This is a genomic window from Pseudoalteromonas sp. R86517, assembly GCF_042466295.1.
GTDB classification, from domain to species: Bacteria; Pseudomonadota; Gammaproteobacteria; order Enterobacterales; family Alteromonadaceae; genus Pseudoalteromonas; species Pseudoalteromonas atlantica.
In genome coordinates this window covers 1,989,244-2,004,265 of sequence record NZ_JAXHCB010000001.1, presented here as the reverse complement: position 1 = coordinate 2,004,265, position 15,022 = coordinate 1,989,244, and the positions used below count along the sequence as shown (strand labels likewise).

At 42.1% G+C, this 15,022-nt stretch carries 11 protein-coding genes; 4 read left to right on the top strand and 7 right to left on the bottom strand.

Going from position 1 to position 15,022, the window contains the following annotated elements:
• The first annotated feature begins 17 nt into the window (after nucleotides 1-17).
• The 3 genes from SJY38_RS09005 to SJY38_RS08995 all read left to right on the top strand — a co-directional run bounded on the left by SJY38_RS09005 (nucleotide 18) and on the right by SJY38_RS08995 (nucleotide 6,133).
• On the top strand, nucleotides 18-530 hold the full coding sequence (locus SJY38_RS09005) for a hypothetical protein (RefSeq protein ID WP_377109636.1): 513 nt from the start codon (nucleotides 18-20) through the stop codon (nucleotides 528-530).
• A gap of 494 nt (nucleotides 531-1,024) precedes the next feature.
• Entirely contained in the window at nucleotides 1,025-3,379 is a 2,355-nt protein-coding gene (locus SJY38_RS09000; protein ID WP_377109635.1) for a TonB-dependent receptor, read from the top strand.
• Between the two features lie 351 nt (nucleotides 3,380-3,730).
• Entirely contained in the window at nucleotides 3,731-6,133 is a 2,403-nt protein-coding gene (locus tag SJY38_RS08995; RefSeq protein WP_377109634.1) for a TonB-dependent receptor, read from the top strand.
• A 531-nt stretch (nucleotides 6,134-6,664) separates the two neighbouring features.
• Here the strand turns inward: SJY38_RS08995 and SJY38_RS08990 are convergent.
• Genes SJY38_RS08990 through SJY38_RS08975 form a run of 4 tightly spaced genes read right to left on the bottom strand, consistent with a single transcriptional unit; the run spans nucleotide 6,665 to nucleotide 11,214 of the window.
• A complete protein-coding gene (locus SJY38_RS08990; protein WP_024033728.1) occupies nucleotides 6,665-7,519 on the bottom strand; it encodes a nuclear transport factor 2 family protein in 855 nt (284 codons plus the stop codon).
• Entirely contained in the window at nucleotides 7,516-8,619 is a 1,104-nt protein-coding gene (locus SJY38_RS08985) for an ester cyclase (protein ID WP_377109633.1), read from the bottom strand. Before SJY38_RS08985 ends, SJY38_RS08990 begins: the two co-directional genes overlap by 4 nt.
• Nucleotides 8,620-8,628: 9 nt before the next feature.
• The gene (locus SJY38_RS08980; RefSeq protein ID WP_054982244.1) at nucleotides 8,629-9,594 is read right to left on the bottom strand and encodes an ester cyclase; all 966 of its coding nucleotides are present in this window, start codon (nucleotides 9,592-9,594) and stop codon (nucleotides 8,629-8,631) included.
• A gap of 9 nt (nucleotides 9,595-9,603) precedes the next feature.
• Nucleotides 9,604-11,214, bottom strand: a complete 1,611-nt coding sequence (locus SJY38_RS08975; protein WP_377109632.1) for a sodium/solute symporter — start codon at nucleotides 11,212-11,214, stop codon at nucleotides 9,604-9,606.
• A gap of 238 nt (nucleotides 11,215-11,452) precedes the next feature.
• Between SJY38_RS08975 and SJY38_RS08970 the strand changes: the two genes are divergently transcribed.
• The gene (locus SJY38_RS08970) at nucleotides 11,453-12,466 is read left to right on the top strand and encodes an ester cyclase (RefSeq protein WP_024033724.1); all 1,014 of its coding nucleotides are present in this window, start codon (nucleotides 11,453-11,455) and stop codon (nucleotides 12,464-12,466) included.
• A 55-nt stretch (nucleotides 12,467-12,521) separates the two neighbouring features.
• On the opposite strand, the gene SJY38_RS08965 is transcribed toward SJY38_RS08970, so the two are convergent.
• From SJY38_RS08965 to SJY38_RS08955, 3 genes are read right to left on the bottom strand one after another with little or no spacing between them, the layout of a single operon-like run.
• Complete coding sequence (locus SJY38_RS08965) at nucleotides 12,522-13,544, bottom strand: ester cyclase (protein ID WP_286744568.1); 1,023 nt, start codon at nucleotides 13,542-13,544, stop codon at nucleotides 12,522-12,524.
• A complete protein-coding gene (locus SJY38_RS08960) occupies nucleotides 13,531-14,310 on the bottom strand; it encodes an HpcH/HpaI aldolase/citrate lyase family protein (protein ID WP_029772148.1) in 780 nt (259 codons plus the stop codon). Before SJY38_RS08960 ends, SJY38_RS08965 begins: the two co-directional genes overlap by 14 nt.
• The gene (locus tag SJY38_RS08955) at nucleotides 14,307-15,008 is read right to left on the bottom strand and encodes an alpha/beta fold hydrolase (RefSeq protein WP_286744573.1); all 702 of its coding nucleotides are present in this window, start codon (nucleotides 15,006-15,008) and stop codon (nucleotides 14,307-14,309) included. Before SJY38_RS08955 ends, SJY38_RS08960 begins: the two co-directional genes overlap by 4 nt.
• Between the last annotated feature and the right edge of the window lie 14 nt (nucleotides 15,009-15,022).

The window sequence follows — 15,022 nt, the reverse complement described above, 5'->3', positions numbered from 1 at the left end:
ATAAAACGAGGTGAATAATGAAAACATCTATTTTAATTATCAGTATTTTACTTATGGCGGGTTGCGCATCTAAACCAGACTACCGTCCAGCTAATAATGGCTCACAAGGTTATAGCGAGCAAAAAATTAGTGACGATCAATACCGCGTCGAGTTTAAAAGTGTGTCAAACAACGTAGCCGATGCCGGTGACTATGCATTGTTACGCGCGGCTGAACTTACCCAAGAGCAAGGCTACGACTGGTTTGTTGTAACAAATAAAGAAACCTTTGTTGAGTCTAAATCACAAGCGCCCGCGTCATCTATTAGTGCATCACACAGCCAGCAATATGAGCGAAACTGCGGTTTATTAACCTGCGAAACACGCGTACGCCCGAGCAATGGTGTAGGCGTACAAGTGGGCAATACTGATAAACGCAAAGAAGTGCACACCTTGATTGATATTAAAATGGGCAAAGGCATTAAACCCAGCGACAACAGCTATAGCGCACAAGACTTGATTGAAAACTTAAGCAAAAAGACACAAAACTAATTATGAGAATAGTTATTAGCTGTTGTTATTCTACATGTGATTATATTTCAGCCATACGCTTTAACTTTTAGTGACAGTGGGCATTTAATTATTAGTCGGTTAGGTGCCTACTTTAAATGTGATTACCCCTCCATGGACTTCGAAGTCCTTTAATCTGTATTTTCTCTACCATACTTCTTTCTTTGGTTGTTATTGTTAAATTAAACAGATCAAACCAGTGCTTTAAAGAATAAACTTGTAAAATAACTTTATAATTTTAAAGGATTTATTTTTGTTTAAATACGCTGCTTCGTTTTTAGTGTTATGAACATGTAAAACTTTTACATAATCTTTATTGCATTCGAATGCAAAAAGCGATAGTTTTTATAAGTCGAAAAAATAGGCATTTAAATCGCGCTTTTAATCATTATAAATACTTAAAATTCGGTTGCGGGTTATTTAGCCCTTAAATGCTTAATAAAATAACTTATATCAACAGGTGGAGAATTAATCTCATGGCCGCACATATTTTACGTAAAACACTTATTTTTGCTGCAGTAAACACGGCGATATTGGGCTCAGCCTCGGTATACTCGCAAGAGGCAAAGTTAAACCCTAACAAAGAGTTGGAGGTTATTTCGGTTACCTCTACTAAGCGTGTTAAAAGTATTCAATCAGTGCCGTTGGCTGTGACCGCTGTATCTGCTAAAGATTTACTAGAAAATGGCGTTACTGATATCTTAAACCTTGATAGCTTAGCGCCAGGGTTAAAGTCGGGTGTGTCGGGCAGTGATGCTCGCCCAGCTATGCGCGGTGCTAGAACAGAGCAAGTAGAGGCTAACGATGTTGCCATCGCGTTTTATTCTAACGGTGTTTATCGTCCTCGTCACGGGCAGGCGCTTGCTGGGTTTGTTGATTTAGAGCGTGTTGAAGTATTACGCGGGCCACAAGGTACATTGTTTGGTCGTAACTCATTTGGTGGTGCGATTGATGTTATAGCTAAAAAACCAGAGCTAGATATTACCGAAGGCGGTATGGCCGTTACATTTGGTAATTATGGTCATTTACGTGGTGAGGGCTTTTTTAATGCAGCGCTTACTGATGATACCGCGGTGCGATTTACTGGCGTTCGAGAAATAAGAGATCCCTACGTTGAAAATACATTTAATGAAGATGCAGGCTTAAAAGATGCTGATATGTATTTTTTACGTGGCCAAGTTTTTACTGAAATTAACGACGATATAAATTTAAATGTAAAAGTAGAAACGTGGCAGGATGAATCAAATGGCGGCGGTGCTTTTGGGTACCATATTTTAGGCGTTCCTATAAATCCTGCAACGGGTAAAACAAGTTTGTCGGCACCATTAACTGAGCGAATTGGTCGTGACGATGTGTGTGGCAGTAATTGTGGCCGCTTTGGCGCAGGTTTAGATAACGCTGCAACACCTGGGCTTGATACAGCACAGGCGGTATCGTCAGACCCATTTACTCAGCAGTTTGACTATAAACCATCGCGTGATGTAAGTGATGTAAGCATTAGTGCAGAGCTTAACTGGTCATTAGAGTCGGTAGATTTGAAAGTGATTGCAGCCTCAATGGATTACGAAGAAACGCGCCTTACTGATGGTGATTTTTCGACTTATGCAACCACGGTTGATGGGAATGCGATTGAATCAAAAACAAACTCGTTAGAAGTGCAGGTTAGCTCAACGTATGAAAGCGACTTTGAATGGGTAGCGGGTATTTATTTGCTTTCAGAAGATTTAGACAACGCATTTTTAAATGGCAGCTATGGCGCTGTGGTTGATAATGTGCCAGATACAACGCAACCCCAAGAATTTCAGTACGCGTCGTGGTTAAATCAAATTCAGTTAGAAACCAGATCAGCTGCTGCCTACTTTCAAGGTAATTACACATTTAATGATGATACACGCGGTATAGCCGGCATTAGGTATACAAATGACAGCCGTGAGTGGGATATTTACGGCCAAAACCCAGATAACTTAAGCACGCTCGATTTTTCTGTACTTGAGGTTGATAACGCAGACGATGATTGGAGTAAAGTAACGTGGAAGCTAGGTCTTGAGCACGATTTAGCAAGTTCTCAACTGCTTTATGCTACAGTTTCTACGGGCTTTTTAGCGGGTAACGCACAGGGCGCTTTTAATGGCGAAGATAGCTACGATGAGCAAACAGTAACGGCTTACGAGCTTGGCTTTAAAAGCATGCTGCTTGATAATTCATTAAGATTTAACGCTTCTTTATATTACAACCAGTACGAGGACCTACTTTCTACTCGTTTTCAAAACGTGGGTGGTACGGCGGTGTCGTTTTTTGGTAATGCCGGGGAAATTGATGCTGCAGGTCTTGAGTTAGAAATTGATTGGCAGGCAAGTGATGCATTGCGCCTAGGGGCACGCGCCGCGTTTACAGACTCAACGTATGGCGACTTTGTTACGCCAAATGTATTTGAAGAGGGTGGAGAGACCATTAATGGCGTAGATAACTTACTGCAACTAGATGGTAATGACGTGCAGCTAAGCCCTAAATACAATATTACACTATTGGCCAGTTATGAGTTTGATTTAGGTGATAAAGGCCGCGTTGTGCCTGCTACCAGTATTCAATTATTGGATTCGTATACAACCAACGATTTGCCTTTTTCATTTGGTACTCAAGAAAGTTACCAAAAGTACGATGCTAGCCTTGCATGGTATTCGGCAGATAATGAGTGGTCTGTACGTGCGTATGTTCAAAACGCAGGAGATGAGCTTATACTACTTAGGACAGTCCGCTTTGGTGGTAATGTGGCTGCGGCCGATTATGCTAATCCTCGCACTTATGGTGTAAGGGTAGGCTATAACTTTTAGGCATTTTTCAATAATGTATTTTAAGGTTTAAGTAAAAGTGTAAATTTGTGCATTTTGCTAAAATATAGCATTGAAATTTTAAATTAAACAATCGCTTACATAGAGCCAGTAATAAATTATTACTGGCTTTTTTTGTGTTTCGAAATCACTTTATTTTCATTTTAATACATTGTTTTATTTAGGCTAATTTCGATAAGGTTATTATTCGAGCAAAAAGTTGTTGATCTTTTTGACTTCGAAGTCTATTTTAGATCCATGCATTTTCAATTGATACAACTTGTTTACTGTAATAATTGAAAATGTAGGTTTGGGGAGAACTAAATACGTTTTATACTGGGGAGAATAACTATAATGAAAGCTGAATTTACACGGACTCTCGTTCACTTTGCTGTAACCACCGCTATTGCAGCAACCACAATGAACGCACACGGTGCGCAAGAGCCAGCACAAGCACAAGCGCAAGAACAAACCGCAGAGCCCGCGATAGAGCGTATAGCGGTAACGGCAAACCGTCGCTCACAAGACCTACAGGAAGTATCATCATCAATAACAGCATTAGGGGAAGGGGACATTGCCCGTGCTGGTATTATTGATGTTACGGGTCTTGAACAAGTGGTACCAGGCTTACGTATGGGCTCTTCGGGTGGTGAAGTTAGACCCGCTATGCGTGGCGCTCGCACCAACGAAGTAGGTGTAGCAGGCACCGGTATTGCTGAGCAAATTGTAGGTATATTTCAAGATGGTATTTATGTGCCGACTACCTCATCGGGCTTAGGCGCGCTGGTGGATGTTCAACGCATTGAGGTATTACGCGGGCCGCAAGGTACGTTATATGGCCGAAACACGTTTGCGGGCAGTATTAATATTATTACTAATCAACCTGTTTTTGACGATTTACTGGGGAGTATAAAAGTTGAAACAGGCAGTTATAACCGCAGCGCTTACGAAGGAATTATAAATATTCCAGTAAGCGACACCGTGGCAACCCGTTTTGTAGTGGCCTCTGATCGTCACGATGGTTATATCAATAATTTAGTTGTTCCAGGCCCTTCAGATGACTTGCGCGAGAAAAACCAGTTTTATATGCGTAACGTTACTAAGTGGGAGCCAAACGAAAAGTTTAATGCCACAGTACGCTTTGATTACTCGCGTAAAGACTCTAACTCAGAAGCTATTTGGGGTTACCAACAAATAGCGGGCTACCAAATTGAAGAAACCTCGCCGGGGTCGGGTGTATTTAACACTACGCCTACAATAACCGAGGGGCATATTTATCAGCCAAGTGATGCGCAGCACGAAGACCTTGGCCCGTATGATGTTTACCGCAATGGATTTTCACTTGATAAGCAAGAAAGCTTTTCGACCACATTAGCACTTGAATGGTATACCGATTTTGCTGATATTAAATGGACCACCAACTACTCAACGCTTAGTGGTAAGCAATATTACGATAACGACTACAGCGACGGTGGCATTGATTTTGTAGGTGGTTTTGGCCGTGAGGATGACCAAAAAACACTCTCATCTGAGCTGCAGTTTTCATCTAACGATGAGGGTGATTTTTCGTGGATTGGTGGCCTTTACTACTTTGACCAAGAAGCAGATTGGAGCTGGTTATCGCATGCAGATACCACAGGCGATGGTGTGTCAGATTCTGTTGTAGTGCCTTCATGGGGGAACCCGGATTACGACCCGCATACGGCAAAATCTATTGCGGCGTATGGGCAATTACGCTACCAAGTAACAGAAGATTTGCGCGTGGTAGGTGGGTTGCGTGTAAACCAAGACGACAAAACATTTACCGGCGATACAATTCCTGATTGGGATGACTCTGCGCTACTTTATAAAGCGGCTGCCGAGTACGACATTAATAACGATATTATGGTGTATGCAAGTGTAGCGACAGGCTACAGAACCGGTGGCGCAAACGATTCGCGCGTTGTAGCTCGCGGTGCTGACCCACTTTACGATAACGAAGATGTTATCTCTTACGAAATGGGTATGAAAAGCTATTTGCTTGATGGCGCAATGCGTTTAAATCTTTCGGTATTTATGAACGAATACGAAGATGTAAAAGCACAGTTATTTGCAACCTCATGTAACGATACAACCACTGGCGATACTGTTTTAGAGTGTGTTGCCGCAGGTACTGCTACCACCTTTGAATACTACGAAAACGGCGGCGATGTAGAAACTGTGGGCCTAGAAGCCGATATTCAATGGGTGCCAATTGATAACCTAACACTAACCGGTACTTTATCTCTGCTTGATAGCGAATTTGCTGATGGCTATGCAGTAGGTAATGAGCAGCTTCGCCCATTATTAGCATTAGGTAACTTAGAAGGCCGCCAAGATATAAACGACAGCTCTAGTCAGTTTAGTTTTGAAGGCTGGAGCCCAGCTATGGCGCCTAAGTACAGTGTTGGTTTTTCAGCTCGTTATGAGTTTAGCTTAGGGGGGGATTCGTACTTAGTACCGTACATTCAACTAAATTACTTAGACGATTACTACGCGTTTGATACGAACATCCCAGAGGTGCAAGTAGATGCGCACTTTATGGCTGATGCACGTTTAACTTGGTACATTAACGACAGTGTGCAAGTAGAAGCGTACGTTAAAAACATTGGTGATAAAGCGATTTTAACTCGTGGTGTAGTGCACTCACAAATTGTTGATGGCTTACCTGCAAACTCAGTACAAGCTAACTGGAACAATCCGCGTACGTGGGGCGCAAGCTTAAAATATCAGTTTTAGAATTTCCTAAATGGCCGCTACGGTCATTACTTTCAGCCAGCTATTTATTAGCTGGCTTTTTTTATTTTAAGCTTGTTAGTTAGCTCCAGTTAGCTCCAGTTAGCTCCAGTTAGCTGCTATTTAACCTTACTATTGTATTTACCCAACCTTTACTGGCATTTATTGAGTGCGCTTTTATTGGCTTTAGATTGCAAGCTTAACCCCTCTAACCAGCCCTTAATTTAAGTTTGCTAAATGCATAAGTGTATTTAAGCCATAAGTGCGTAACTTACAATGGGGGGCTTGGCTGTGAGTTGCATACTCGGGCTTTAGTAAGGCGAGGCTGATACTTTATTTATTGCCTTTAACTATTTTAAAGCGTTATTTTTTTAATAAGTAATACCCACTCGCTTAATTAAGTGAGCTATTTTGAGTTATAAAAGCGAGTCATAAATAGGGTAAAAACTGCTTAAGTATGATTACAGGTTGCTAAAAGGCCATCTATAAAAAAAGCGCTCAGTGAGCGCTTCAAGGGAAGTGGAAAAGGTGACCTTATAATGCAAACTGCTGGTTAAGTGCCAGCGTGTCGAATTGCATTACTTCGTGGGTTATTTGATTATCGCTGATGCTAATAACACTAATTATTTGCTGACGTACACGTACGTTTTTAGCATTAAAGCTGCCATCGAGAGTCCAGCATAGGGTGGCTTGGTTTTGCGTACTGTCATACTCAACGGTTTCTAGCTGAGCATAGCGTCTGCTTAGCGATTGCGTAAAATCTAAGTGGCAATCAAGCAGCGCGCTAATAGGTTGTGGCTGTGTGTTACCTGCAAGTACAGCCGTAGCGCTTGGAGTATAAAGGGTTTCAAAATGAGCCAAGTTATTAGTTTGCCAAATTTGCCACCAGTTATCTAAAGTACGAGCAGTGTGAGAGGGCAGCTCGCAAATAGCGCTGGGGGTTGCATGAAAAGTAGTAGGGTGCAGCTGGTTATCTAAATCGCTAACAATAATCGGGTCACTTTTTGGTAGTTTAGGAATAACCGAGCTGTTATTTACCGTTGTATTTACATACTCGTTATTGGCTAGCGACAACGTATCAACCACACATTTTACTGACTTAATAAAAGTCCCGTTGTGTTTTATTACAAACGTTAAACGCACTGGGTTTTTAAGCTTTTTAGGCTGTAAAACCAGCTGTAGGGTTTCACGTTCTGCGCCTACACTATGAGTGTGCGATACACACTCAGACACACCATATTGAGCTAAAAAGCTAAGCCACAAAGGCTGCGCCTGCAAAGCGCCCATGGCGGTAAAGTGGTGCTGCTGCCAACGGCTACTGCGAAGCAACTTGCTGCTTAGACCTTCAATGTCGGCTTTAGTGTATAAATCGATAATAGCGTTGATCATGCATTTTCCTCCCACTGTGATTTGTTGACTAATGCATGTGCTTTAAATAAGTTTGCATAAAGTGCTACTTCATCAAAAACGGTGATCTCTTCGATGATTTTTTTGTTTTTAATACGCAAATGCGATGCGCCTAAAATAAAGTAAGGCTGCTGTTTAAGCTCACTTAGCTCGCTATTTTGCGGATTAAAGTGGCCTGCTAGCGACCAGCGTATCGCTACATCTGTCGTGGTTTCGTCAAATGGGGTAATAGCTATATGATCAATCGTTAATTTGGCGTCGGGGCAGGTTGCAAAAAATTGTATAAATACGCCATTAATTTGTGCAAGTCCGGTGGCCATTCTGCCGCTAGGCCATTGCTGCGTTGCCGTTAAACTGTAAAATTCGTGCACTTTAGCAAACTGTTTTTGATTAAATAGCGTGTCTAACCAAGTATGGGCAAATGCCGCAAGCTCACCCTCTACAATAGGCGTACTTGCAACGCGGTGATCTATTGTAATTACACGGTTAAATTCGTCGTTTAGCCACTGCGTGTGTTTTTCTTTACTCGGAATGTTTGCCATGTGTTTGGCTACATTAATAATGTTTAAGCCAAGCTGCTTAACTAAAAAGCCGTTGTCGCGCACTAGCCACTCTTTAACTATTTTGTTTTCAAAGCATACGCAGTCGGCAATGGTTGTAACACGCCCTGTTTTATGTGTTGCTGGGCCAAACTCAGAGTTACCTGTGTTGGTCATTACACTGCTAATTAAATGTGATGAGTAATAGTGCTCGTTGGCTTCTTCTGAAAACACCACGTTTTCGCCAATTAGGCTTCTGTCGGGGAAGGCGGCAATAGTTTTAAGGGTGCCTTGAATAACATCTTCTATGTTTTCGCCATAGGCGCCAAGGGTAAAAACAGGGCATACATCGGCGTAATAGCGATAGCATAAGCCAATGTTTTTTTGCTCCCAAATACGGTGCGTTATGCGCAAAATGTAATCAACAATATCAACAAACTCGTCATCAAAACCGATTAAAGGCTGTTGTTTGTTACCTTGCGGGTTTAACACGCTCGATAACGGCAACCAGTAAGGTTGGGTCATATTATTGTGTTTGTTCATGCTCACCTCTTAATTAGCTGCGGCTATTTTGCGTTGCATTTGCTCAAAAATATCAATGCCCATTCCATCTAATAAATGAGGGATATCAATAGCGACCCAGTTTTCTTTTAATATGCCGTTTTCGCAGCGCCAAAAGTCCATGACACGCGGGAACAGCTTATTGCCAGAAGGCGGTAAACCTAACCAGTCTTCACCGGTATGGGTGCCATACATGTGAGGCCAGCCGCCGGTAGCAACAAAGTTATCGTGACTTACTAAACACAGTGTTTTATTAATACCGCGATCAGGAAAGCCTTTTAAAAACGGCCCTTGATGGTGCTCTCTAAAGCCGCTAATTCCGCGGGTTGTCCCAATGCCTGCTGGGCCATACCAAATAAAGTCTGGGTGCCAGTATTTTTCTAAATTAATGCTGTATAAGTCTTTACCGTCATAGCGGCCAAGCTCTGTGAGCATATCAACTACAAGTTGCTCGTTGGTTTTGCTAAGCGTTTCGTTTTTATCACCTGTTGGTACGCCATCAAGTGTGGTGGGGGGCATAACTAAACCTGGGTAACCTAAGCTTGGGCGTAATGGGTTTACGCCTACTTGGTTCATTACATCAATTAAATCTAAAAATGTGTAAACATTAACCACTTGGTTGTTTTCTATTTGCGCCATTTCGCTGTAGCGAATAAACACACTTTTGCCGCTGGCAGGAATACCCAATAAAGGCTGTGTAAATGTGCCGGTAAAATACCCTGTTGCACACACCCATTGCTCACCTTTGTAGTCGCCCTGGATAGAGATAAACGGTTTGCGCTCTATGTCAGGTAACGAATGTTTAAGTACGCCAAAGTAATCATTAATCACATTTTGCTTTGTGCTAATAGGCTCAAAAGGGTGGCTTACCTGCCATTGAACGGAGTCTGCAAGCAATGCTTGATTTGGCAATTCTGCAGCGCTGAAGTTTTCGAAAAGTTGTTCTAAAATATTCATTTTTTCACCTTACACAAAATATTCAAATAACATGAGAGAGGCAAAGCTCAGTACAAAAAAGCCAAGTAACCAGTAATTGATTGAGTCAAACTTACCCGGAATTAAGTACCAGCCGTTTTCTTTTTCTGGACGTTTTTGATCTTTAAATGCTTTTAACTGACCTTTAATGGTGTATTCGTTGTAATCCTCTTGATAGCCATCAAATGCAATACTTAACGCAATGCTAAATACAAGGCAGGTTATTGCCCCTATGGCGCAGTACCATGGCCATGCAATGTCGGTAAACAGTGCGCACACAGCAACGGTAATAAACGACACTAAGGTGCCTATTAATAAGCCTTTTTCGGTGGTGTGCTTAGAGAAAAACCCAAGGGCAAACATGCCAAGCTGAGCACCTACAAAGTACGAGCCTACTTTAGTGAGTATTTCTAAAATTGAGCCTTCGCTGTATAGGTGATACATAATGGCCGGAATAATAATGATCACCGCCCAACCTAGCGTAAATAAGCGAGTAACATTTAAATAGTGAGCGTCGTTTTTTTCAGGCGCAAAGTACTTTTTATAAAAATCGATAGTACTTATGGTTGAAAGTGAGTTAAGTGCTGAGTCGAGGCTCGACATAGATGCTGCCATTACCGCCGCGGCAATAATGCCCATTAACCCTGGTAAGCCATAATCAGCTGCAAACTGTAAAATAATTAAGTTGTCGTTTTCAAAAGTGCGCCCGCCGTAGTAGCTATAAAACAGCACGCCCATAAATATAAAAAACAAGTAAATAAAGAACGCGATAAAGCCCATTAGTAAGTAGGATTTTTTAGCATCGCCAATATTTTTAGCGGCAAGGGTGCGTTGCACCATCATTTGGTTAGTGCCATACACCGTAATGTGATACAGCGACATAGCCAGCACGCCAGACCACACGGTAGTTACTTGGGTAAAGTTGAGCGAAAAATTAAGTGGGTCTAATTTACCTTGGCTTTTTAGCTCGCTCAGTGTTGAGCTAAATGAACCATCCATAGAGGTAATAAGGGCATACATAATAATACCAGCCCCTATAAATAAGATGGCTGACTGAATTACATCGGTCCATATAACGGCGGTTATGCCACCTAGCATGGTATAAATAAGGGCGATTATGGTAACTAAAAATATCGCAGTTATAACATTTATATCAATAATAAAGGCCAATACTAAGGAGGTTGCATACAGCACTGCGGCTGAACCCATAGTTTGCGATATTAACCAAATAGTAGAGATAAGTAAGCGGGCCTTTTTACCAAAGCGGCGCTCTTGGTATTCGTAAATAGAGGCTACACCCGCGTTGTAAAAAAACGGAAAAAACAAACACACCACCGCCACAATAACCAGTGGGTAGTTAAGGTGTATGGCAATAACCGAGAGCCCCTCTTTGTAAGACCACGCTGGCGCACCTAAAAAGGTGAGCGCACTTACATAAGTAGCAACAACCGATATACCAATAGCCCACCAAGGTGTTGTTTTTCGACCTATGTAAAAGTCGTTAGCACTACTGATCTTTTTACTAATTACAAACCCAAGTATTAGGTTGGCAATTATGTACCCGATGAGAATGCTCCAATTCAACAATCCAAAATCATTCATAATTAATCCTGTTAGATTAGGTTTTACGGGCTTGAGAGCCTATTTGTATTTTTTATTTTGAATCATCATGAATCACTTTGACTTCGAAGTCAATTCTCATTAGTATTATTTTAAAGCAATTTATAACTTACTATTCACAGGCTTTTAATTACTCTTTAAATGCAATACATTTTGTTAAAGTGTGTTTAACGGCGGTTTGAAGACATTAATTTGACTGCGCAAACAATGAGGAATAATCATGGCAGATATACTTAAAGATAAACAACTAGTTCGTCAATTTCATACTGCATTAGAAAAAGCACAAGGCAATGATTTACAAGCCGTATTTAATGAGTTTATGGCCAATGAATACAGCTTTAAAGGGGTGCACCCGTTTAATGAGCTTGAGTGTGCGAATGATGTAATTGCCCAAGTTTGGCAGCCATTATTTAGCTCGTTTAGTGCGCTGCAGCGCCGTGAGGATATTTTTATTGCAGGGCAAAGCGAAGCCGACGGTGGCCAGTGGGTGATGAGCATGGGCCATTTTATGGGCTTATTTGATAAAGATTGGCTAGGTATTGCGCCAACCCATAAGCTTGCCACTTTGCGCTATGCCGAATTTAACTGTGTTAAAGACGGAAAAATAATTCAGACCGGTTTTTTTGTCGATATTATTGGCCTTATGATGCAAGTAGGTTTAAACCCGCTGCCGCTCTCAACCGGGCAATATTTTACGTATCCTGGGCCACGTACGCACGATGGTATTCGTTTGGGTAAAAGTAGCGACGAGCAAAGCGAAAAAACAATGGCGCTGGTAAATCAAATGATTGATAACCTAACCGCGCTTAATAAAAGTGGCGTTGATACGTGCCCGCCCGAAGTGCTTGGTAAAACCTGGGACGAAAACATGGTGTGGTATGGCCCAGCAGGCATTGGCGCAACTTACACAATTAAGCGTTATCAGCAGCAGCATATGTATCCGTTTAGAGAAGGGTTAACGGGTAAAGTATTTAACGGCCATATTTGCCGTTTTGCTGAAGATGAGTTTGCCTGCTTTTTTGGCTGGCCTAACCTAACTAACACGGCCATTGGGGGCTTTTTAGGCCTACCAGGTGCTAATACCCCAGCAGATATGCGCGTGGTGGATGTGTATCACCGCGAGGGCGATAAATTAGTAGAAAACTGGGTCATTATTGATATTCCTTATTGGTTAAAACAACAAGGTCTAGATATTTTAAAGCGCACGCAAAGTATTGCGAACCCTGGCGCATAGTCTATTTAAGTAATAAAAAAGCTCTGTTTAACAGAGCTTTTTTTGTTTATACGCCCTAGGGCGCAAAGTTTAAATAGCGCGCTTTGGTAAGCTCTTTCATGCGTGCGAATACATCTACCCCAATTTGATGGTACACATCAAGAATATCTATCAGCACCCAGTTTTCGCGAATTAAGTTATTCTCGGCGCGCCAAAAGTCGAGACTACGCATGGTTATTTGCTGATTTGCGGGCGCAATACCTAACCAACCATCATTACTAATAGTCATGCTCATACCCGGCCATGCGGTAAAGCCAACATAGTTTTCATCGGCAAATAAATAGCCTTTACTTGCATCACCTACTCGGTTTGGGAGGGCATTTAAAAACGGAATTTGATGCCAGTTTCTAAACCCTTTTATACCTCGTGCAGTGCCTATGGTACTTGGCCCATACCAGCTACAGTGCGGGTGCCAAAATTGCTCAAGCTTCATGGCCTCTATACCGCCTTTGGCATAAAAACCAAGGTGCTCACACATGTCGCCCACCAGTTTTAAGCTTTGTGCTGCGTGCTCTTCATTGTATGCGTTTGTGATTAATCCATCTTGCGTTGCAGGGCCTGGTACATGCCACTCTTTACCTAAGCTCACCGAAAGCGGCCATACATTAGCTTGCATCATTACTTCGGGAATATCCCAAATAGCTTGTACTTCTACCACTTTGTTATTTTTAATACGGTAAAACTCATGAAAACGCATGCTGACTTGGTGCCCAGTAGGGGGGATATCAAGCCATGGCTTTTCAAACGAACCGGTATAATACCCGCAACAACCTACCCAGTCTGAGTCGTTAATTGAGCTACCTCCCATAACGATTGTATCGCGGCGCTCTAAGCCTACAAATGCCTCGCTAAGCGGTAAATAAACTTGCTCAATAAGTGCATTAGGGTTGGCAAGTGTTTCAAACGGGTAACACAGCTGAATGAGCGCGTCATCGCTAAACACGGTATTAATTTGTGTATGCAAGGCGTTTATATCAAAGTTATACAGGGCCTGTCTAAAGTCGTGTATTAACGCTTTATTTTTATTATGAATGTTCATTGTTTTGGGCTCCTGTTGCTGTTTCAAATTGCTCTCGCAATTGCTTAGCGCCGCTTAATAAAAAGCTGTGATCTGAGCCTAATAAATAAAAGCTCACGCCTAATGATTGCCAATGGCTCAGCTCGCTCAAATTACCTACAAACATGCCACAGCATTTATTATATTTAGCCGCTGCCTTGGCTATTTTAGTGACTGCCTCAAGTACAATAGGGGCACTTGGGTTGGTTTCGCCAAGGGAAATGGTTAAATCCATACGGCCTATAAAAATGCAGTCTATTTCATCTATTTGGCACAGTTGCTCTATGTTATCCAGTGCATCGGCATCTTCTATTTGCGCAATAATACAGGTTGATGACTTATTGCTTGCTAGGTTATCGGTTAGGGCATGGGTTGTGTAACCAGCAAAGCGGCTTGAACCGGCATAGCCTCGGCCGTTATTGCCATAAAAGCAGTTTTTAATAATTGCTTTTGCTTGTTCGGGGGTTTTTATATGCGGCAGCACAAGGCCATCTGCGCCTATATCTAAGCTACTTAATAAAGTGGCGTGGTCTGTATTACTAACACGTATAAGCGTGGGCATATTTTTAGTACGTGCTGCCATTATGCAGCTATCTAAATCGCCTCTATCAAAGGGCGCATGCTCTGCATCAAGGCACAGAACATCAAGGTTAGTGTGAGCCAATACTTCTGTATTATGATAATGCGTGCTTTTAATAAAGGTACCTAGCAGTAGCTGTTTTGCATTTAACTTTTGCTTTAAATTCATGATAAAGACTCCAACCAGTCTAATAAAATTGCGTTTACCGTATTACTTCGCTCAAGCGGGGCAAAGTGAGCGCAATGACCAAGCAGTACAAGGTCACTATTAGGCGCTGCTTCATGCATACTTTGCTGAACACTTGCCGGGCATAACGGGTCATGCTCGCCCCCAATAATGAGTAGTTTTTTTGTACTTTGCTTTATTACGCTTAACGTATCTTCGCGGGTGGCAAGTGCACTCAGCTGGGCGCTAAAGGCGTTAATACCCAGATCGTTTGCCATGCTAAGTACGGTCTCTTCATGGGCTTTACTTGGTTGGTAAAAGTAGTGCGGCAAAAAGTCACGTTTAAGCAGGTCTTTTAAACTGGTGCTTTTGGCGTGTTCAATTTGTTTGAGTCTAATTGCAGGACGCTCAGGTTTATCGGCTAAATAATTGCTCGACATTAAACACAAGGAGGTAACAAGCTCAGGGTTTGATTTTAACAGGGCAAGCGCAACAATTCCGCCCATGGAAAAACCTATAAATGGGCCCGGCTCTTGTGCAACTTTTTTGCAAAGTTCTACCATTTGCAAAATGCTAGATTGCTCGGTTAAGGGTATTACACACGGTGCATAACCTGCATTTTGCAGTGCGTTAATTTGCGCTGCAAACATGCGGTCATTACACAGTGTACCAGGTAAAATATAAACAGGATTTTTGGCCACAAAAATTCCTTAAT

Coding starts and splice junctions, on each gene's coding strand:
- SJY38_RS08985 (WP_377109633.1), bottom strand. CDS start 8,619: ATGAACAAACACAATAATATGACCCAACCTTACTGGTTGCCGTTATCG.
- SJY38_RS09005 (WP_377109636.1), top strand. CDS start 18: ATGAAAACATCTATTTTAATTATCAGTATTTTACTTATGGCGGGTTGC.
- SJY38_RS08970 (WP_024033724.1), top strand. CDS start 11,453: ATGGCAGATATACTTAAAGATAAACAACTAGTTCGTCAATTTCATACT.
- SJY38_RS08980 (WP_054982244.1), bottom strand. CDS start 9,594: ATGAATATTTTAGAACAACTTTTCGAAAACTTCAGCGCTGCAGAATTG.
- SJY38_RS08990 (WP_024033728.1), bottom strand. CDS start 7,519: ATGATCAACGCTATTATCGATTTATACACTAAAGCCGACATTGAAGGT.
- SJY38_RS09000 (WP_377109635.1), top strand. CDS start 1,025: ATGGCCGCACATATTTTACGTAAAACACTTATTTTTGCTGCAGTAAAC.
- SJY38_RS08995 (WP_377109634.1), top strand. CDS start 3,731: ATGAAAGCTGAATTTACACGGACTCTCGTTCACTTTGCTGTAACCACC.
- SJY38_RS08965 (WP_286744568.1), bottom strand. CDS start 13,544: ATGAACATTCATAATAAAAATAAAGCGTTAATACACGACTTTAGACAG.
- SJY38_RS08960 (WP_029772148.1), bottom strand. CDS start 14,310: ATGAATTTAAAGCAAAAGTTAAATGCAAAACAGCTACTGCTAGGTACC.
- SJY38_RS08975 (WP_377109632.1), bottom strand. CDS start 11,214: ATGAATGATTTTGGATTGTTGAATTGGAGCATTCTCATCGGGTACATA.